Source organism: Baekduia sp. Peel2402 (assembly GCF_052567285.1).
This window is the reverse complement of sequence record NZ_CP199582.1, coordinates 369165-386611: the sequence shown is the minus strand read 5'-3', so window position 1 is coordinate 386611 and position 17447 is coordinate 369165. Positions and strand designations below refer to the sequence as shown.

Annotated in this window: 18 protein-coding genes; 16 read left to right on the top strand and 2 right to left on the bottom strand. The window is 71.7% G+C overall.

The window, feature by feature from the left end; translation table 11 throughout:
* The first annotated feature begins 4 nt into the window (after positions 1 to 4).
* The 5 genes from coaBC to ACT01A_RS01925 are packed head-to-tail and all read left to right on the top strand — an operon-like array spanning position 5 to position 6019.
* Entirely contained in the window at positions 5 to 1258 is a 1254-nt protein-coding gene (gene coaBC / locus ACT01A_RS01945) for a bifunctional phosphopantothenoylcysteine decarboxylase/phosphopantothenate--cysteine ligase CoaBC (RefSeq protein WP_445150559.1), read from the top strand.
* A complete protein-coding gene (locus ACT01A_RS01940) occupies positions 1255 to 2217 on the top strand; it encodes an AAA family ATPase (protein ID WP_445150558.1) in 963 nt (320 codons plus the stop codon). The genes coaBC and ACT01A_RS01940 overlap by 4 nt, the downstream gene beginning before the upstream one ends.
* Positions 2218 to 2232: 15 nt before the next feature.
* The gene (locus ACT01A_RS01935) at positions 2233 to 3366 is read left to right on the top strand and encodes a hypothetical protein (protein WP_445150557.1); all 1134 of its coding nucleotides are present in this window, start codon (positions 2233 to 2235) and stop codon (positions 3364 to 3366) included.
* Entirely contained in the window at positions 3363 to 5645 is a 2283-nt protein-coding gene (locus tag ACT01A_RS01930; protein ID WP_445150556.1) for a transglutaminase-like domain-containing protein, read from the top strand. Before ACT01A_RS01935 ends, ACT01A_RS01930 begins: the two co-directional genes overlap by 4 nt.
* 5 nt (positions 5646 to 5650) lie before the next feature.
* Complete coding sequence (locus tag ACT01A_RS01925; protein WP_445150555.1) at positions 5651 to 6019, top strand: tetratricopeptide repeat protein; 369 nt, start codon at positions 5651 to 5653, stop codon at positions 6017 to 6019.
* 548 nt (positions 6020 to 6567) lie between these two features.
* On the opposite strand, the gene ACT01A_RS01920 is transcribed toward ACT01A_RS01925, so the two are convergent.
* Positions 6568 to 6927 carry a hypothetical protein gene (locus tag ACT01A_RS01920; protein ID WP_445150554.1) on the bottom strand — a complete coding sequence of 120 codons (360 nt, stop codon included), beginning with the start codon at positions 6925 to 6927 and terminating at the stop codon, positions 6568 to 6570.
* A 104-nt stretch (positions 6928 to 7031) separates the two neighbouring features.
* Here ACT01A_RS01920 and rimP point away from each other — a divergent pair, with 104 nt between their 5' ends.
* The 11 genes from rimP to ACT01A_RS01865 all read left to right on the top strand — a co-directional run bounded on the left by rimP (position 7032) and on the right by ACT01A_RS01865 (position 16899).
* Positions 7032 to 7445 (top strand): ribosome maturation factor RimP, encoded by a 414-nt coding sequence (gene rimP / locus ACT01A_RS01915; protein ID WP_445150553.1) that lies wholly within the window; start codon positions 7032 to 7034, stop codon positions 7443 to 7445.
* A gap of 13 nt (positions 7446 to 7458) precedes the next feature.
* The gene (gene nusA / locus ACT01A_RS01910) at positions 7459 to 9018 is read left to right on the top strand and encodes a transcription termination factor NusA (RefSeq protein ID WP_445150552.1); all 1560 of its coding nucleotides are present in this window, start codon (positions 7459 to 7461) and stop codon (positions 9016 to 9018) included.
* A 68-nt stretch (positions 9019 to 9086) separates the two neighbouring features.
* Positions 9087 to 9281, top strand: a complete 195-nt coding sequence (locus ACT01A_RS01905) for a YlxR family protein (protein ID WP_445152784.1) — start codon at positions 9087 to 9089, stop codon at positions 9279 to 9281.
* A complete protein-coding gene (infB, locus tag ACT01A_RS01900; protein ID WP_445150551.1) occupies positions 9259 to 12420 on the top strand; it encodes a translation initiation factor IF-2 in 3162 nt (1053 codons plus the stop codon). The genes ACT01A_RS01905 and infB overlap by 23 nt, the downstream gene beginning before the upstream one ends.
* A 45-nt stretch (positions 12421 to 12465) precedes the next feature.
* Entirely contained in the window at positions 12466 to 12801 is a 336-nt protein-coding gene (gene rbfA / locus ACT01A_RS01895; protein ID WP_445150550.1) for a 30S ribosome-binding factor RbfA, read from the top strand.
* Positions 12801 to 13886: a DHH family phosphoesterase gene (locus ACT01A_RS01890; protein WP_445150549.1), complete on the top strand. Its 1086-nt coding sequence runs from the start codon at positions 12801 to 12803 to the stop codon at positions 13884 to 13886. Before rbfA ends, ACT01A_RS01890 begins: the two co-directional genes overlap by 1 nt.
* A 91-nt stretch (positions 13887 to 13977) precedes the next feature.
* The gene (gene truB, locus ACT01A_RS01885) at positions 13978 to 14811 is read left to right on the top strand and encodes a tRNA pseudouridine(55) synthase TruB (RefSeq protein WP_445150548.1); all 834 of its coding nucleotides are present in this window, start codon (positions 13978 to 13980) and stop codon (positions 14809 to 14811) included.
* Complete coding sequence (locus ACT01A_RS01880; RefSeq protein ID WP_445150547.1) at positions 14808 to 15218, top strand: hypothetical protein; 411 nt, start codon at positions 14808 to 14810, stop codon at positions 15216 to 15218. The genes truB and ACT01A_RS01880 overlap by 4 nt, the downstream gene beginning before the upstream one ends.
* A gap of 37 nt (positions 15219 to 15255) precedes the next feature.
* Positions 15256 to 16140: a bifunctional riboflavin kinase/FAD synthetase gene (locus ACT01A_RS01875; protein ID WP_445150546.1), complete on the top strand. Its 885-nt coding sequence runs from the start codon at positions 15256 to 15258 to the stop codon at positions 16138 to 16140.
* A gap of 25 nt (positions 16141 to 16165) precedes the next feature.
* Complete coding sequence (rpsO, locus tag ACT01A_RS01870) at positions 16166 to 16438, top strand: 30S ribosomal protein S15 (RefSeq protein ID WP_445150545.1); 273 nt, start codon at positions 16166 to 16168, stop codon at positions 16436 to 16438.
* A 2-nt stretch (positions 16439 to 16440) separates the two neighbouring features.
* On the top strand, positions 16441 to 16899 hold the full coding sequence (locus ACT01A_RS01865; RefSeq protein ID WP_445150544.1) for a redoxin domain-containing protein: 459 nt from the start codon (positions 16441 to 16443) through the stop codon (positions 16897 to 16899).
* Here the strand turns inward: ACT01A_RS01865 and ACT01A_RS01860 are convergent.
* Complete coding sequence (locus ACT01A_RS01860; RefSeq protein WP_445150543.1) at positions 16858 to 17346, bottom strand: SRPBCC family protein; 489 nt, start codon at positions 17344 to 17346, stop codon at positions 16858 to 16860. The genes ACT01A_RS01865 and ACT01A_RS01860 overlap by 42 nt on opposite strands.
* Positions 17347 to 17447 lie beyond the last annotated feature (101 nt).

Genomic DNA, 17447 nt, shown 5'->3' with positions numbered 1-17447 from the left:
GGTCGTGGCGCGTCTCCTGCTCGGGGTCAGCGGGGGCATCGCCGCTTACAAGGCGCTCGAGGTCGTGCGCCTGGCCACCAAGGCCGGGCACGCCGTCCGAGCGATCCAGACCCCGACCGCCCAGCGCTTCGTCGGCGCCGCGAGCCTCGCGGCGCTGACCGGTGCGCCAGTGCTCGTCGGCGAGTTCGAACGCGATCCCGCACGCGGTGCGTTCCCCGACCAGGAGCCGCCGTCGCACGATCCGGCCTCACACCTGGAGCTCGTCCGCAACGCCGACGCCTACCTGATCGCCCCGGCGTCGGCCAACACGATCGCCAAGCTCGCACACGGGCTGGCCGACAACCTGCTCACGTCGGCGGCGCTGGCCGCGACCTGCCCGGTGCTCGTCGCGCCCGCGATGAACAACCACATGTGGGAGCACCCGGCGACGCAGGCCAACCTGTCGTTGTTGCGCTCGCGGGGCGTCACGGTGATCGAGCCGACGACCGGCGCGCTGGCGACCAAGAACGAGTGGGGGACGGGTCGGCTGGCGGACGTCGCGGATCTCTTCGCCGCCTTCGAGGCCGCGGTCCCGACCGGCGCGCGCCCGTGGGACGGGTTGCGGGTGCTCGTCACCGCGGGCGGGACGCGCGAGCCGATCGACGCGGTCCGCTACGTCGGCAACCGCTCGTCTGGGCGGATGGGCTTCGCGGTCGCCGAGGAGGCCGCGGCGCTCGGCGCCGAGGTCACGGTGATCGCGGCCAACGTCGCGCTGCCGCGGCATCCGGGCGTGACCTACGTCGACGTCGAGACAGCGGCCGAGCTCCGTGACGCCTGCGTGAGCGCGTTCGCGTCCTGCGACGTACTCGTGATGTCAGCCGCGGTCGCCGACTTCCGGCCAGCCACGGCGCACGAGGGCAAGCTGAAGAAGACCGATCGCGACGAGTTGTCATTGGTGTTGGAGAAGACCGAGGACGTGCTGTCCGGGCTGGCCGCCTCGCGCCGTCCGGAGCAGACGCTGGTCGGCTTCGCCGCCGAACATGGCGCCCAAGCGCTGGAGTACGGCCGCGACAAGTTGCAGCGGAAGGGGTTGGATGCGGTGGTGGTCAACGACGTCAGCCAGCCGGGCATCGGGTTCGATGCGACGGACAACGAGGTGACGATCGTCACCGCCGCCGGCGACGACGCCGTCCCGCGCGGGACGAAGGCTGAGGTCGCACGGGCGATCCTCGCGACGGTCGACCGGTTGCGGTCGCCGGTGCCGGAGGACGTGTCGTGAGCACCGAAGGCCAGGGCCTCGACGGCAGCGAGGTCGCGCGCGCCGGGCTGCTCGCGCGCCGGATCGCGGCAGCGGTCCAGGACGCGGTCGAGGTCAAGGACGACACCTTGGAGAACCTCCTGGTCTGCATCCTGGCCGAGGGCCACGTGCTGATCGAGGACCTGCCGGGCGTCGGCAAAACGACGCTGGCCCGCGCGATCGCGCGCGTCACCGACCTCGCGTTTCAGCGCGTGCAGTGCACGGCCGACCTTCTGCCCGCCGACGTCGTCGGCACCAACGTCTTCAACCAGCGCGAGGACCGCTTCGAGTTCCGGCCCGGGCCGATCTTCGCCAACGTCGTGCTCGTCGACGAGATCAACCGCGCGTCGCCCAAGACCCAGTCGGGGTTGTTGGAGTGCATGCAGGAGCGGCGCGTCACGGTCGATGTCCACTCGCACGAGCTGGCCCGGCCGTTCCTCGTGTTGGCTACCCAGAACCCGGTGGAGTTCGAGGGCACCTACCCGCTGCCCGAGGCGCAGGTCGACCGCTTCATGGCGCGGCTGACGCTCGGCTATCCGACGCCCGCGGCCGAGGTCTCCATGCTGCGCGCGCACGAGGCGGGCGATCGCGTCGAGCGGATGGAGGCGGTCGCGTCGGCGGCCGACGTTCTTGATGCCATTGAGATCACGCAGCGGATCGTCGTCAGCGATCGGCTCCGGTCCTACATCGTGGCCTTGCTCCAGCGCACGCGTGAGGACTCGCGCACGGAGCTGGGCGCCTCGCCGCGCGCGGGGCTGATGCTGCTGCGCGCCGCCAAGGCGCGGGCGCTGTTGGAAGGCCGCGATCACGCGCTGCCCGACGACGTCCAGGCGCTGGCGCGCACGGTGCTCGCACACCGGATCGTGCTCGCGCCCGAGGCGCTGGAGGCCACGCCCGACCAGATCGTCGCCGACGCGCTGGCCGCCACGCCGGCGATGTAGAGGCGGACGGCGCGCGTGGAGGAGACCGCCCGCCCGCTGCTGCGCACCGCCGCGCTGGGCGCGGTGCTCCTGATCTGCGCGGGCCTGCTCGACGCCGAGCCGCTGTACGTCGCAGGTGCGGCGTTCATCGTGCTGGCCGTCGGCGCGGCGCTGTGGGTTCTCGCCGGCTCGCGCGGCGTGCGCGCGACGCGGACGGTCGGCGTGACGCGCGCGATGGAAGAGCAGGCGGTCCCGGTCGAGATCTTGGTGTCGTCGCCGCGGCCGCTGCCGACCGGCGGCGTGATCGACCAGCTACTGCCCAAGCCGGCGCCGCTGGCGACCGGGCGGCGGTCGACGCGCGTGCGGATCGACGTGCGCTTCGCCCGCCGCGGGCGCAAGGTGCTGACGCCGCCGCGCGTCGCGGTGCGCGACCCCTTCGGGTTGATGGTGCGGATCGCACGCGGCCCAGCGATTGCGGCCGACGAGGTCCTGATCCTGCCGCGGATCGAGCCGGTGATGGCGCCCGGGGGCGGTTCGGACGGGTCGGGGGCGCTGACGCTCGGACGCCGCACGTCGGTGGCCGCGGAGGTCGAGCTGGACGGGCTGCGCCAGGCGCGCGAGGGCACGCCGGCGTCGCGGATCTACTGGCCGTCGGTGGCCAAGCGCAGCGGCGAGCTGCTGGAGCGCCGGCTGCGCGCCGACAGCGACACGCGCCCGCTGGTGGTGCTCGACCCTCGCGCGCCGATCAGCGAGGAGGACCTCGACGCGTCGGTGCGCGCCGCCGCCTCGCTGGCGGTGCACTTGGCCAACGCCGGCGGCTGCGCGCTGCTGATCCCCGGCGACCGGCGCCCGGTCGCGCTGGACCCGGGGCTCATCGCCTGGCCGCACGTACACGCGCGCTTGGCGCTGGTCGACGCGAGCGCGCCGCCGCCGCTGACCGGGTTGGCCGCTCGGCGCGGGCCGATCGTCTACGTCGCGGCGCGGCGCCTGACGCGCCCGCCGCGCGCGCTGGCTCACGCGCCCGGCGGCGGCCGCGTGCTCGTCGTCCCGGGCCCGATCCCCAACCGCCGCGCGGCCTTCACCGTCGCCGAGTGCATTGGCTACGAGCTGTCCGAGGCGCGGCGCGCCGAGCCGGCGGCGGGCGCGGGGACGACGGGGGCGGCGGCGTGACCGCGATCCCGGCCCCGAGCGCCGCGCGGCCGGAGGGTGGCGTGAAGGTCACACCGTGGACGCTGCGGCTCGTGTCGGTCGGCGCGCTCGCGCTGTTCTGCGCGGTGCAGTGGGCCGGGATCGTCCGGCCGGGGGAGGGCGGCAAGCTCTTTTTGATGTTCTTGGTGGCGATGGTCGCCGGGGTGGCCGTCGCCCGGGCGATCGAGCTGCCCGCGCGCTGGACGCGACGGGCGGCAATTACCGGCGTGCTGCTCGTCGCGCTGTTCTTGATGCTGTTGGTCGCCGGCATGGCGAGTTGGTATCTGCGCCCGGACCACTGGGACACGCTGGTCGTCGACGCCGCCAACGGGATCGGCACGCTGCCGTCGCTGCGGATGCCCTATCGCGGCTCCAACGAGTGGGTGCGGATCGTCCTGCTCGCCGGCGGCGGGCTGCTGCTGCTCTGCTCGGCGGTCTTCGCGCTCGCGCCGCGGCCGTGGACGTTCGGCGCCGCGTTCACGTTGACCATCATGTACGTGACGGCGATCGTCGAGCACCGGCCCGACCACCCGTACTTCGGCGGCGCGGTCTTCGCGCTGCTGCTGGCGGCGCTGCTGTGGGGCGAGCGACTGACCGGCAAGGAGGCGCCGGTCGCGGGCGGGCTGGCGATCGCGGCGGTGCTCGCCTCAGCGATTCTGGCGCCGCACCTCGACTCGCCCAAGCCGTGGGTCGACTACGAGGCGCTGGCCGAGTCACTCCAGGGCGGCAAGACCACCACCTTCACCTGGAACCACAGCTACTCGCCGCTTGATTGGGCGCGCGACGGCCAGGAGCTGGCGCGGATCAAGGGCCGGGGCGACCTGTACTACAAGACCGCCAACCTGGAGGACTTCGACGGCCGCGAGTGGGTGCAGTCCAAGGACACGCCGGTCGAGAGCGAGGACACCGAGTACTCCTTCCGCCACCGCGGGTGGACGCAGACGATCCACGTCGACATCAAGGGGCTGAAGAGCACCCAGTTCCTGACCGCGGGGACGGCGGCGTTCGTCAACCACTCCTCCAAGAAGGTCCGCGAGGCCACACCGGGGACCTTCGAGGCGTCGGCCAAGCCGCTGCGCCGCGGCGACGGCTACGACGCGCTCATCTACTACCCGACGCCGACCGAGATCGAGATGAAGGCGGCCGGGACCGACTACCCCTATTTCGCGCCGCGCGGGCTGTCGCTGCGGCTGCAGAGCCAGTTCGGGTCGGCGCCCGGACCGGTCGAGGTGCACGTCTCGCCGTGGGGCAGCGACGCCGCCTCGACCGCGCAGGGTCGCTTCGGCTTTCAGAACTACGACGTCGACGCCGTGATGGCGAGCTCGCCGTACGCGCGCGAGTGGACGCTGGCCCAGCAGATCAAGGGCGCCTCGACCGACCCCTATGACTACGTGCGCCAGGTCATCGCGCGCGTTCAGCGCGGAGCGCGCTACACCGAGACGCCGCCGTCGCCGGGGAACCTCACGCCGCTCGACGCGTTCCTGTTTCGCGACCACGCCGGCTACTGCCAGCACTTCGCGGGCGCGACGGCGCTGCTGCTGCGGATGGGCGGCGTCCCGGCGCGCGTGGTCGCCGGGTTTTCGCCGGGCTCCCGCGACGGCAGCGAGCACATCGTCCGCGATCTGGACGCGCACTCCTGGGTCGAGGTCTACTTCCCCAACATCGGCTGGGTGACGTTCGACCCGACGCCGGGCGACTCGCCGGCGCGCGGGCAGCAGACCGACACGCTGTCGATCAAGGCCGCGACGCCGACCGCCCAGGGCAAGAGCGCGACGCCGAGCGACCGCACGTCTGACCCGACCGCGGGCGGGACGGCCGAGGCCGCTGAGACGAAGGGGGAGAGCGGAGCGGGCTGGTACGTCGCTGGCGCGGGCGTCCTGGTCCTGGCGCTCGGCGGGTGGCTTCTGGCGTGGCGGCGGCGCCGGCGGTTGGTGGCGACGGGCGACCCCGACGTCGCCGAGCTCCAGCTCGCGCTGCGCCGGTCCGGCCGGGCGCCCGCCAACGACCTGACGCTGGCTCGTGTCGAGCGGATGCTCGCCGGAAGCGAGGGCGCGCTCGGGTACGTGAAGGCGCTGCGGATCGCCCGCTACGGGTCCGATCCGACCGCCGCGCCGACGCCCGCCCAGCGCCGAGCGCTGCGTCGCGAGCTCGCCGCAGGCCTCGGCCTCGGCGGCCGGATCCGCGCGCTCTGGGCGCTGCCGCCAAGGTTCGCCGAGCTGCGCGAGGCGTTGAGACCGCGCCGCCGCCGGTCATACAATTGAGCGCCATGGACGAGCCAGGCGCCTACGAGCTGTTCCAGCAGGGCACCCAACTCCTCGAAGCCGGCGACCACCACGCGGCGACCGTGCCGCTGAGCCGCGCCGCCGAGCTGGCACCCGACAAGGACTCCGTCCGCGAGGCCTACGGCCGGGCGCTGTTCCTTGCCCAGCGGTACTCCGAGGCGGCGGCGGAGTTCGAGGCCGTCGTCGAGCACGCGCCGACGAATGACTACGCGTTGTTCTGCTTGGGTCGGTCGCTGCAGCAGCTGGGGAAGGACGCGGAAGCGCTGAAGCCGCTGACGCTGGCGGCGACGCTGCAACCGCAGCGGGCCGATTACGCGAAGTACCGAGATCAGGCGCGGCGCAAGGTGGCGTAGGCGCGCCGGCGCTGCCTGTGTGGGTGGCGCCCAGTGCGGGGCGCTGGTCGTGCTGCGGGGCGGGGTTTGTCGGCACCGAAGGGCGTGAGGCTGTTGGGGCGTGGCGACCGCGTGGGGTGTGGATCGTCGCTTGTGGTGCCGCCATTGCCGGGGCGGAAAAGCGCATCAAGACATCAGACTCGGCCTCTACGGCGGTCCCTCGGCCGTCGGGGTTCGAGGGATCAGGGTTTCGGAGATCCGGGTCGCTGAGAGCTGCATATGCCAGCTCGGAGCGACCCGCACCGCGAGACCGAGGTCCGGGTCGAGTTAGCGTCGATATACGACGCTAAATCGACCCGGATCCCCAAATGCGCGTCCTTCGGGCCCGAACCCTCAAACCCCGAGGCCGACGGACGCCCCTTGAGGCCCGGATTGATGTCTTGGTGCGCTGTTAATCCCCGGCAGTGGCGACGCCGACCACGACGATCCACACCTCCAGCGGTCGCCACGCCCCAACAGCCTCACGCCCTTCGCCGCCAAACCCCTAACGCCCGCGGCACCGCAAACCCTCACGCCCCCAACCGCGCCCGCGCTTCCACGACCGCACCCAACAACCGATCCAGCGCCGCCCGATCACCCACCGCCGCCTCCGGGATCTCTGCATGGACATGAACATCACCCGCCGCCGAGTGCGCATACCGTGCGAGCTCGCCCAAGCGGTTGGCGTGCAACAACGCATGAGCATCATGGACGCCGGCGGGCGCGGCCCAGCACTGCGCGCGCAGGAACCCAGAGTGCAGCCGCAGGCCGATCTCGCAGCCGTCGACCATCAGTCCCCACTCGCCGTCAGCCACGTCGCGAAACGGCACGTCAGAGTGGTGCAAGAACGCCGTCACGGCGGCGACGGCGTCCTTCGAAGAGCGCTCCATGCTGCTATTCTCGCTGGACAACTTCCGTGTCGGGGGCATGCCCCCCGGTGATGTACAGGGAGCGGGCGTGAGCCCGCTCTTTCATTTGAGAGGGGAGGGTTGACATGAGCACGATCCAGGACGAAATCGAGGCGAGGCTCGCTGAACGCGAGCCGGACGTCGAGGTTCTCGCCGCCGAGCTGCAAGGCGAGCAGATCGAGCTCTACATCGACCACCCCGAGGGCGTCACGCTCGACCTCTGCGAGCGCGTAACCAACGCGCTGCCGGAGTTGTTGGAGGAGTACGGGTTGACCGTCTCCTCACCGGGTCCCGAGCGTCCGCTCAGCAAGCCGGAGCACTTCCGGCGGTTCATCGGCCATCGCGCTCGCGTCCGCACGCGCGAAGAGGTCGATGGCCACAAGTCGTTCACCGGCGAGCTCGTGGGAGCTTCCGAGACGGAGATCACGGTCGCCGCCGGCACCGGCGTGGTCACGATCCCGTACAGCGACATCTCCCGATCCAACCTCGTCGAGTCCTAGGAGCAGGAGCCTCATGTCCCGCGACATCCTGGAAGCCATGACCGCGCTTGCGCGCGAGAAGGGCATCTCCCCAGAGAAGCTCATGGCCGCGCTCGAGGACGCGCTCCTCTCGGCCTACAAGAAGCTGCCCGGCGCTGCCCGCTACGCGCGCGTCGAGGTCGACTCCGAGACCGGTGACTTCGTCGTCATCCGCTACCGCATTCCGAAGGACTTGGAAGCGGAGCTGATCGGTGAGACGATCGCTGAGGAGTCCTACATCGACCCCGAGACGGGCGACAAGGTCGAGCCGCAGGATCCCGAGATCGACCCGGCGAAGTTCGAGCAGTACCGGGACCGCATCGAGGAGATCGACGACACCCCCGAGGACTTCGGCCGCATCGCCGCGCAGACCGCCAAGCAGGTCATCCTGCAGCGGATCCGCGAGGCCGAGCGCGACATGATGTTCGAGGAGTTCCGCGACCGTGTGGGCGAGCTGATCACCGGCATCGTCCAGCAGTCCGACTCCCGCTACACGCTGGTCCAGCTCCGCGATCGCGTCGAGGCGCTGCTGCCCAAGGGCGAGCAGGTCGACGGTGAGCGCTACGACCACGGCCAGCGCGTCAAGGCGGTCATCAAGGAGGTCTCGCCCTCCACGAAGGGCCCCTCGATCATCGTCTCGCGCCGCGACGGCGAGCTGATCAAGAAGCTCTTCGAGCTCGAGGTCCCCGAGATCGCCGACGGCCTGGTGGAGATCGCCAACGTCGCCCGCGAGCCCGGCTACCGCTCCAAGATCGCGGTGGTCTCGCACGCCGACGGCGTCGACCCGGTCGGCGCCTGCGTCGGCCCGCGCGGCTCCCGCGTGCGCATGGTCGTCTCCGAGCTGCGCGGCGAGAAGATCGACATCATCCCTTACAACGACGAGCCGGCCCGGTTCGTCGCCAAGGCGCTCAGCCCCGCCCGTGTCCGCGAGGTGCTCGTCGACGACGAGTCCAAGCAGGCGACGGTCATCGTGCCCGACGACCAGCTCTCGCTGGCCATCGGCCGCGAGGGTCAGAACGCGCGTCTGGCCGCTCGCCTGACCGGCTGGCGGATCGACATCAAGTCCGAGACCGACTTCGCGCAGAACGCGACGCAGTCGGACGACGACTACGAGGGCGCGGCCGAGGAGGTCGGCGGCCGCTGCCAGGCGATCTCCGTCCGTGGCCGTCGCTGCCCGAACGAGGCGCTGCCGGGCTCGCCGTTCTGCGGCCTGCCCAAGCACCAGGCGCTGTCGCGCTTCACGACCGCGGCGGTCGCGATCCTTGAGCCGCTCTCCGATGAGGAGATTACGGACCTCTCGGATCCCGACAAGACCTGGGACGACGTCGTCGACATCGTCACCCGCGCCGAGGAGCTCTACGGCGACCAGGAGGCGGAGGTGCTCGCCGACGAAGAGGGCGAAGAGGGCGAGTTTGACGAGGAGGAGGCGCCCGTCGAGGAGGGCGAGGCGCCTGCCGAGGACGAGGGCCTGGAGCCCGCGCCCGAGGCCTCTGAGCCGGACGGCGAGGTGGACGCCGCGGACGCCACCGAGGAAGCCGAGGAGCCGGCGTCGTAACCTCTACACCGCACCGGCGCTGCATCGGCTGCGGGACAGTACGTCCCAAAGCCGAGTTGCTGCGCCTGGTGGCGGTAAGCGGCCGGGTCGTGGCAGACCCGGCGGCGACGTTGCCCGGGCGCGGCGCCTATGTGTGCGGTCCCGAGTGTGCCGAGCGGGCGGTTAAGCGCCGCGCCGTGAGCCGTGCCCTGAGGGGCCCGGCCGAGATTTCCGAAGACTTCGTAGAATCGATTCGACTGCATGGCAAAGAAGCGCATCCATGAGATTGCCAAGGAGCAGGGGCTGTCCTCCAAGGACGTCCTCGAAAAGCTCCAGGCCGCCGGCCTCGACGTAAAGGCCGCCGCCTCCACCGTGGAGGAGGGCGACGCCTTGCGTGCGATCGGCGGCGGCTCGACCGCGAAGGCCGCCGGTAACGGCGCGCCCGCCGCGTCGGCGCCCGCATCCAGCTCAGAGACCAAGCCGCCCGCCGGCCGCGGACAGCCCGCGCGTCAGCCTCAGGGCCGTGGCGCGCCTGTCCGCCCGCCGGAGGGTCGCGGCGCACCCGTGCGCCCGCCCGCCGGCCGCGGACAGCCCGTCCGCCCGGGTCAGGCTCCCGCCGGCCGTGGAGCGCCCGTGCGCCCGGGCCAGGCTCCCGCTCGCGGCGGCTCGCCCGCGCAGGGCGGCGGCCAGGGTGGTCGCCCCGGCCAGAACCAGCCGCAGCGCCCGGTTCCGCGCCGCCCCGTCCTTGACGACCTGCCGGTCGATCCGCGCCGCCAGATGGGCCGCAGCGGCCCCGGCCAGGCGCGCACCGCGCCGGGCACGTCCGCGCCGCAGCAGCCTGAGCAGCCCGCCGCCGTCGAGCAGCCGGCCGTCGAGGCCGCGCCGCAGGCGCCCGAGGCCACGACGCCCGCCGCGCCGCAGCAGGCCGCCCCGGCCACCGAGGCTCCGAAGCAGGCACCCGCGCCGGCCGCCGCCGCGCCGCAGGCCCCTGCGCCCGCCGCCCCGAAGGCGAAGACCCCCGCGCCCGCCAAGCCCGCTGGCAAGAAGGCTCCCGCCGCGAAGGCCCCGGCCGCAAAGGCACCGGTCCGCCCGGCGCCCGCGCGCCCGTCCGGCGCGCCGTCGGCCGTTCCGCAGCGCACGTCGAACAAGGTGCCGCGCCGCGGCGCCCCGGTCGTCGCGCCCGCCACCGCCGAGCAGCCCGCCGAGGCCGTCGAAGCCGCCGAGGCCCAGACGCCCGCCGCCGAGGCCACGGCCCCCGAGACCGCCGCCAAGGCGCCTGCCGGCAAGGGCGGCGCCAAGGAGAAGGACACGGGCCCGAAGATCGTCCCGCACGTCGAGCCGCCCCCGAAGGGTGCCGGCCCGCGCATCATCTCCGTCCCCGAGCCCCCGAAGCGCCCCAAGCGCGACGAGACGCAGTCCGTGCCTTCCAGCGCGGGCGGCCGTCCCACGCGCGGCGGCATGCGCAGCGAGGGTGGCCCCGGCGCCGGCAAGCGCCGTGTCGTCATCGACTCCCAGGCCGCACGCCGCGGTCCGGGCGGCGGCCCCGGTGGCCCGCCCGGCCCCGGTCCCAACCGTCCGCCGCGCCGTCGCCGTCGCCGTCGCCGTACGCCGATGGAGGACACGCCGCAGGTCTTGGCGGCCGATCAGCTGACGCGCACCGACACGGTCCGGATCAACTCCGGCTCGACGGTCAAGGACGTCGCCGAGTACCTCGGCGTCCCGGTGCCGGACGTCATCAAGCAGCTGATGTCGATGGGCGTCCTGGCGACGCTGACCAAGTCGCTGGGCGACGAGGAGATCCAGCTCGTCGCCGACGCGCTCGAGAAGGACATCGTGATCGTCGCGCTGTCCGACGAGGCCGAGGCCGAGATCGAGTACGACGACGCCGCTGAGGATCTCGTCGAGCGCCCGCCGGTCGTCACGATTATGGGCCACGTCGACCACGGCAAGACGTCGCTGCTTGACGCGATGCGCGAGACCGACGTCGCCGCAGGCGAGGCCGGTGGCATCACGCAGCACATCGGCGCCTACCAGGTCCACCACAACGGCAAGACCATCACCTTCCTGGACACCCCGGGCCACCAGGCGTTCACCGCCATGCGTGCCCGCGGCGCCCGGGTCACGGACATCGCGATCATCGTGGTCGCCGCCGACGACGGCGCGCGCCCGCAGACCGACGAGGCGATCGACCACGCCAACGCGGCGGACGTCCCGATCATCGTCGCGGTCAACAAGATCGACAAGGAGGGCGCGGATCCGACCCGCGTCCGCACCGAGCTGACCCAGCGCGGCCTACAGCCGTCCGAGTGGGGTGGCGAGACCGAGTACGTCGACGTCTCCGCCAAGGCCAAGACCAACCTCCAGGACCTGCTCGACACGGTCCTCGTGGTCGCCGAGCTCGAGGAGCTCGAGGCCAACCCGACCGCCGAGGCGTCGGGCGTCGTCATCGAGTCCAAGCTCGACCCGGGCCGTGGTCCGGTCGTGACGGTCCTGATCCAGCGCGGCACGCTGAAGATCGGCGAGTCGATCGTGGCCGGCGCCGAGCCGGGCCGCGTCCGCGCGATGATCGACTACCGCGGCGAGCGCGTCACCGAGGCCGTCCCGGGCGACCCGGTCGAGATCCTCGGCTTCGACGGCGTCCCCGACGCCGGCGAGGTCGTGCGCGTGGTCGAGAGCGACAAGGAAGCACGTCGCCTCGCCGCCGAGCGCGAGACGCGCGAGAAGTCTGAGGCGATCGCTCGCCGCTCCGGCCGCAAGGTCTCCTTCGAGGACGTGTTCAAGCGCGCCCGCGAGCAGGAGCTGGCCGAGCTGCCGCTCGTCATCAAGGGCGACGTCGCCGGTTCGGTCGAGGCGCTCGAGGACGAGATCGCCCGCCTGCCGCAGGACGAGGTCCGCGTCGACGTGCTGCACAGCGGCGTCGGCGGGATCAACGAGTCCGACGTCATGCTCGCCGCCGCGTCGGAGGCCGTCATCATCGGCTTCAACGTGCGCCCGGTGGGCGACGCCGCCGCGCTGGCCGACCGCCAGGGCGTGGAGATCCGCAACTACTCGGTGATCTACGCCGCTCTGGACGATCTGCGCGCTGCGATGACAGGCCTCCTTGCGCCCGAGATCGTCGAGGACACGATCGGCACGGTCGAGGTTCGCCAGACGTTCCGCGCGTCGAAGATCGGCATCATCGCCGGCTCCTACGTCACGGACGGCGTCGTGCGTCGCGGCTCGAAGGTCCGCGTGGTGCGCGAGGGCAGGGTGCTCGCGGACACGACGGTCAACACGCTGCGGCGGTTCGACGACGATGCCCGCGAGGTCGCGGCCGGTTACGAGTGCGGCATCGTCCTTTCGAACTTCCAGAACATCCAGGAAGGCGACGTGCTGGAGGTCTACGAGACCCGCCAGGTCGAGCGCCAGCTCCAGCCGTCGTAGTCCCGGCTTCCGTAAGGGTCTAGGATGAGTCCTGGAGGAGCGCGCATGCGTCGCGTGGACGAAGCCGTCCGCGAAGTGCTCGGCGATGCCGTCACCCAAGATCTCAAGGACCCACGGGTCGGATTCGTGACAGTCACCGAGGTGCGGACGAGCCCTGACCTGCGTCAAGCGCGGGTGTTCGTCAGCGTCCTGGGCACGCCGGACGAGAAGACGGCGACCCTGGAGGGCCTGGCGTCCGCGCACGGGATCCTCCAGGCGCGGATCGCGCGCGAGCTCCGCCTCAAGCGCACGCCGACGCTGGAGTTCGCGCTCGACGACACCGCCGAGAAGGCCGCCAAGCTGGAAGCGCTGATCGAGCACGTCACGGAGGACGACAACTGATGGACCGTGGCAACGGCGGTGGCGAGGGGGCGACCGCAGCGGCACGCGACCAGGTGCTGGCGGAGATCCGGGCGGGGTCCGGCTTCTGCCTTGTGACGCACGAGCACCCCGACGGCGACGCCCTGGGCTCGCTGGTCGCGATGCACCGGATCCTCACCGCGCTGGGCAAGGACTCGGTCATGCTGATGGCCGCCGACGAGTTCCCGCTGCCCTACGAGTACCGCTTCTTCGACCTGGCGGGGCTGTCGACGGTGCCGCCGACCGACCTGCCGTCGCGGACGATCATCTACCTCGACTGCGGCAACATCGACCGCAACCCGCTGGGGATCGTCAAGGGCGACGACGTCCACATCCTCAACGTCGACCACCACCACGACAACACGCGCTTCGGCACGGTCGATCTGGTGGACGATGGCGCGGCATGCACGACCGAGATCGTCTGGGACCTGATGCGCCGGCTCGGCGTGGAGGCCGACCAGGAGATCGCCGAGGCGCTGTACGTCGGGCTGGTCACCGACACCGGCCGGTTCATGTATGAGAACACCGGGCCGCGCGCGCATCGCATGGCCGCCGAGCTGATCGAGGCCGGCGTCGACACGCACGCGATCTACCGCCGGTTGTACGAGGACATGCCCTACGCCAAGCTCGAGCTGCTCGGCCGCGCGCTGGGCCGCGTGGACCGTTGGGACGGCGGCGCGCTGACCGTGGCGCGCGTGACCCGCGAGGACTTCGAGGCGGTCGGCGCCGAGGACTCCTACACCGAGGGGATCATCGACCACCTGCGGTCGGTGGAGCAGACCAAGGTGGCGGCGTTGAGCCGCGAGGTCGAGTTCCCGGCCGCGGCAGGTGCTGGCGCGGACGCGACCGCCGCCGGCGGCAACGGCGACAGCACCGGCCCGCGCGTGCGCAAGAAGGTCTCGCTGCGCTCGACCGACGGCGAGGTCGACGTGTCCGCCATCGCCCGCGCTGGAGGCGGCGGCGGCCACCGCCAGGCGGCTGGCTTCACCACCGACCTCGGCGACGACGAGCTGGTGGCGTTTCTGCGCGAGCAGATCGCGGCGCAGCTGGCGCTGTCGTCGACGTAGGACCACGGCGGTGACGGAGCGCGCCGACCGCGGGAGCGAGCCGCCAGGCGAGCTGCCGCCGCGAACCTCGCCCCCTGGGCGAGCGTTCGCCATGGATGGCGTGATCCTGGTGGACAAGCCCGCCGGGCCCTCGTCGCACGACGTCGTCGCGCGCGTGCGCCGGGCGCTGCCGAGGGGCACGAAGGTCGGGCACGCCGGAACGCTCGATCCCTTCGCGACCGGCTTGTTGTTGGTCTTGATCGGCCGGGCGACGCGCATCCAGCAGTGGATGATGGGGCTGGAGAAGGAGTACGAGACGGTCGCCGCGCTCGGCGCTACCTCGACGACCGGTGACCCCGAAGGCGAGATCGTCGTCACCGGACGCGTCCCACCGGCCGACGCCGTCCTGCCGACCGGCCTGATCCGCCAGCGCCCTCCGGCCTACTCCGCCATCAAGATCGACGGCCGCCGCGCCTACGCCATGGCACGCGCCGGGGAGACCGTCGAGGTCCCGGAGCGGGAGGTGCGCGTCGATCGCTTCGAGCAGCTCTGGCGCGAGGGCGACGAGCGCGCCGCCTACTCCATCGCCTGCGCCTCCGGCACCTACGTCCGGTCGCTGATCGCCGACCTGCACGACGCCTACTGCCTCGAGCTCCGGCGCACCTCCATCGGCCCCTTCCGCGTCGATGACGCCATCCCACCGCCCGACCGCGCCGACGAGACACCCTTCACGCCGCCGCTGATCCCCTTGGGAGACGCGCTGCGCTCCGTGCTGCCCTCGACGGTCCTCGAGGCCGACCTCGCCGTTCGCGCCGGCCACGGCCAGCTGCTCACGCTCGACCTCCCCGACGGCGAGCACCTCCTGCTCGACCCGGCGGGCGACCCGGTCTGCGTCGCGCTCGTCACCGACGGCCAGGCCAAGCCGCGCGTAGGCTTCCGCGCGTGAGGCTTCGCCACCTGCCCTGGCTCGCGCTATCGGCCGCCGCTGCTGTCCTGGCCGCGACGGCCGCTGACGCCGCGTCCACGCGCAAGGTCGTCACGTGCCTCAACGCCGCCGGCACGCCCGCCCGCGTCGTCAAGCCCAAGGCGTGCACGTTCGTGCTGAAGACGGGTAACGACGTCGGCGCCGCGCGTGTCACGGTCACCAAGTTGAAGTGGAAGGGCTGGGGAACGGCAACCGCCACCGGCACGGGCACGTTCATGGGGAACATGGGCTCGTCGGGCAAGGGCGCGGTCCGGCTCAGCCGCCTGAAGGCCTGCCGCGGCGGGGCGACCAAGGCCTACACGAGGATGTCGGTGCGGCCCGCGGGGCAGAGCAAGGCGACCGTCGTGGATCTCGCCGGATGCCCCTGACCGGCGCTCGCCGGGCGATCGTCATAGGCTTCCGGGCGTGAAGCTCACGTATCTCCCCGACGTGGAGCCGCGCCCGCGCAGGGTGGCGATCGGGACGTTCGACGGCGTGCACCTGGGTCATCGAGAGGTGATCGCGGGGGCGGAGACGGTCGTGACGTTCGATCCGCATCCGCAGTCGGTGGTCGCCCCGGGGAGCCAGCCGAAGCTGCTGACGACGCTGGAGCGCAAGGCGGAGCTCATCGCCACGCTCGGCGTCGAGGAGCTGGTGGTGATCCCGTTCGACGGAGACTTCGCCGCCCGGTCGGCCGAAGACTTCGTAGAGCACGTGCTCGTCGAGCGCGTGCAGGCCACGTCGGTCTCGGTCGGCGAGAACTTCCGCTTCGGCCACAAGGCCAAGGGCGACGCGGCGCTGCTGCAGTCCGACGCGCGCTTCGAGACGCGCATCGTGCCGCTGCTGGAGGTCGATGGGGAGGTGGTCTCCTCGTCGCACATCCGCGGCCTGGTGAGCGGCGGCGCCGTCCAGTACGCCGACGAGCTGCTCGGCGCGCCGTTCGCGGTCGACGGCGAGGTCCAGCACGGCGACAAGCGCGGGCGCACGCTCGGCTTCCCGACCGCCAACCTCGTCCCGCGGCCGGGCTACGTGGTGCCGGGCCACGGCGTCTACGCCTGCCGCGTGCAGCTGTCTGACGGCACGATCGTGCCCGCCGCGACCAACGTCGGCGTCCGCCCGCAGTTCGTCACCGGCCGCGGCGAGCTGATCGAGGCGTTCCTGATCGACTGGTCCGGCGACCTGTACGGCCAGCGGATCCGGATCGAGTTCCTCCGCCGTTTGCGGGGAGAACGCAGGTTCGAATCCGTAGATGCGCTCGTCGAGCAGATGGGTCGCGACGTCGATGAGGCACGGGAGATCGTCGCCGGGTGAGCCCTGCTACCCTCCTGCGTCGCACATGAGCACGCTGACCGCTGACCGCAAGCAAGAGATCGTCGCCAAGTTCGGGGAGAACGCCCAGGACACCGGGAGCACCCGTGTCCAGGTCGCCTTGCTTACCGCACGGATCAACGATCTGACCGAGCACCTTCGCGAGCACAAGAAGGACCATGCCTCGCGTCGTGGCCTGCTGATGCTGGTCGGCCAGCGCCGTCGTCTTCTGAACTACCTGCAGAAGAACGACCTCGAGGGCTACCGCGCCCTCATCGCCGAGCTCGGCCTGCGCCGCTAGCTATGGCGATCATCGCTCCGGGCACCGCGGTCCCGGAGTTCGTCCTCAAGCGCGAGGACGGCAGCGACTTCACCCAGGACGACCTCAAGGGCCAGACCACGGTCCTCGTCTTCTACCCGTTCGCGTTCTCGTCGGTCTGCACCGACCAGTTCTCGATCTACGAAGAGGCGCTCCCGGAGCTGAAGCAGGAGGGCGCCGTGCTCTACGGCGTCTCCACCGACGCGACGCCTTCGCAGATCGCCTTCCGCGAGAAGCTCGGCGTCTCGATCGAGATGCTCTCGGACTTCGAGCCCAAGGGCGCGACGGCCAAGCAGCTCGGCACCTACTTCGAGCCCGCCGGCATGACCAACCGCGCGCTGATCATCGTCGGGCCTGACGGCGTCGTGAAGTGGTCACACCTCGCAGACTCACCCGGGGATCTACCCGGCGTGAACCTGATCTTCGACGGCCTCGCGGCCTAGCGCCCCGACGACCGCCTCGCGGCGGAAGTCGAAGATTGCTGCCACATCACGGTGGACGAACGCCCGCGCGGCGAGCTCGCCGAACGGCCCGAACCCGATCGCGTAGCGCACGGTGTCGGTCATCAGCGTCTCGCCGCCGGCCGTCGCCTCGAACTCGTGCGTGTGATGCCACAACGCATACGGCCCGCGCACCTGCTGATCGACGAACCGCACGCCCGGCTCCCAAGCCTGGATCGACGTCAGCCAGTTGATCGACACCCCACGCAGCTTCAGCCGGTACTGGATCAACGTCCCGACCCGCATCTCGATCGGCTCCGGCGTCACCACCTCAAACCGCAACAACGGCGGCGTGATCGCCTCCAGGTTCCGCGCATCGGCGAAGAACGGAAACACCTCCTCCGGCGCCCCGGGCAGAACCTGCTGACGCCGCAGCGTGAAGACCCTCATCGCCTACGGGTACGGTGCACGCCGCGCGCACGATGAATTGCGCGGCGACTTTCGCATTCTGTGAATATAGATCCCAGAAATGCGAACGGCATCGCCATGGA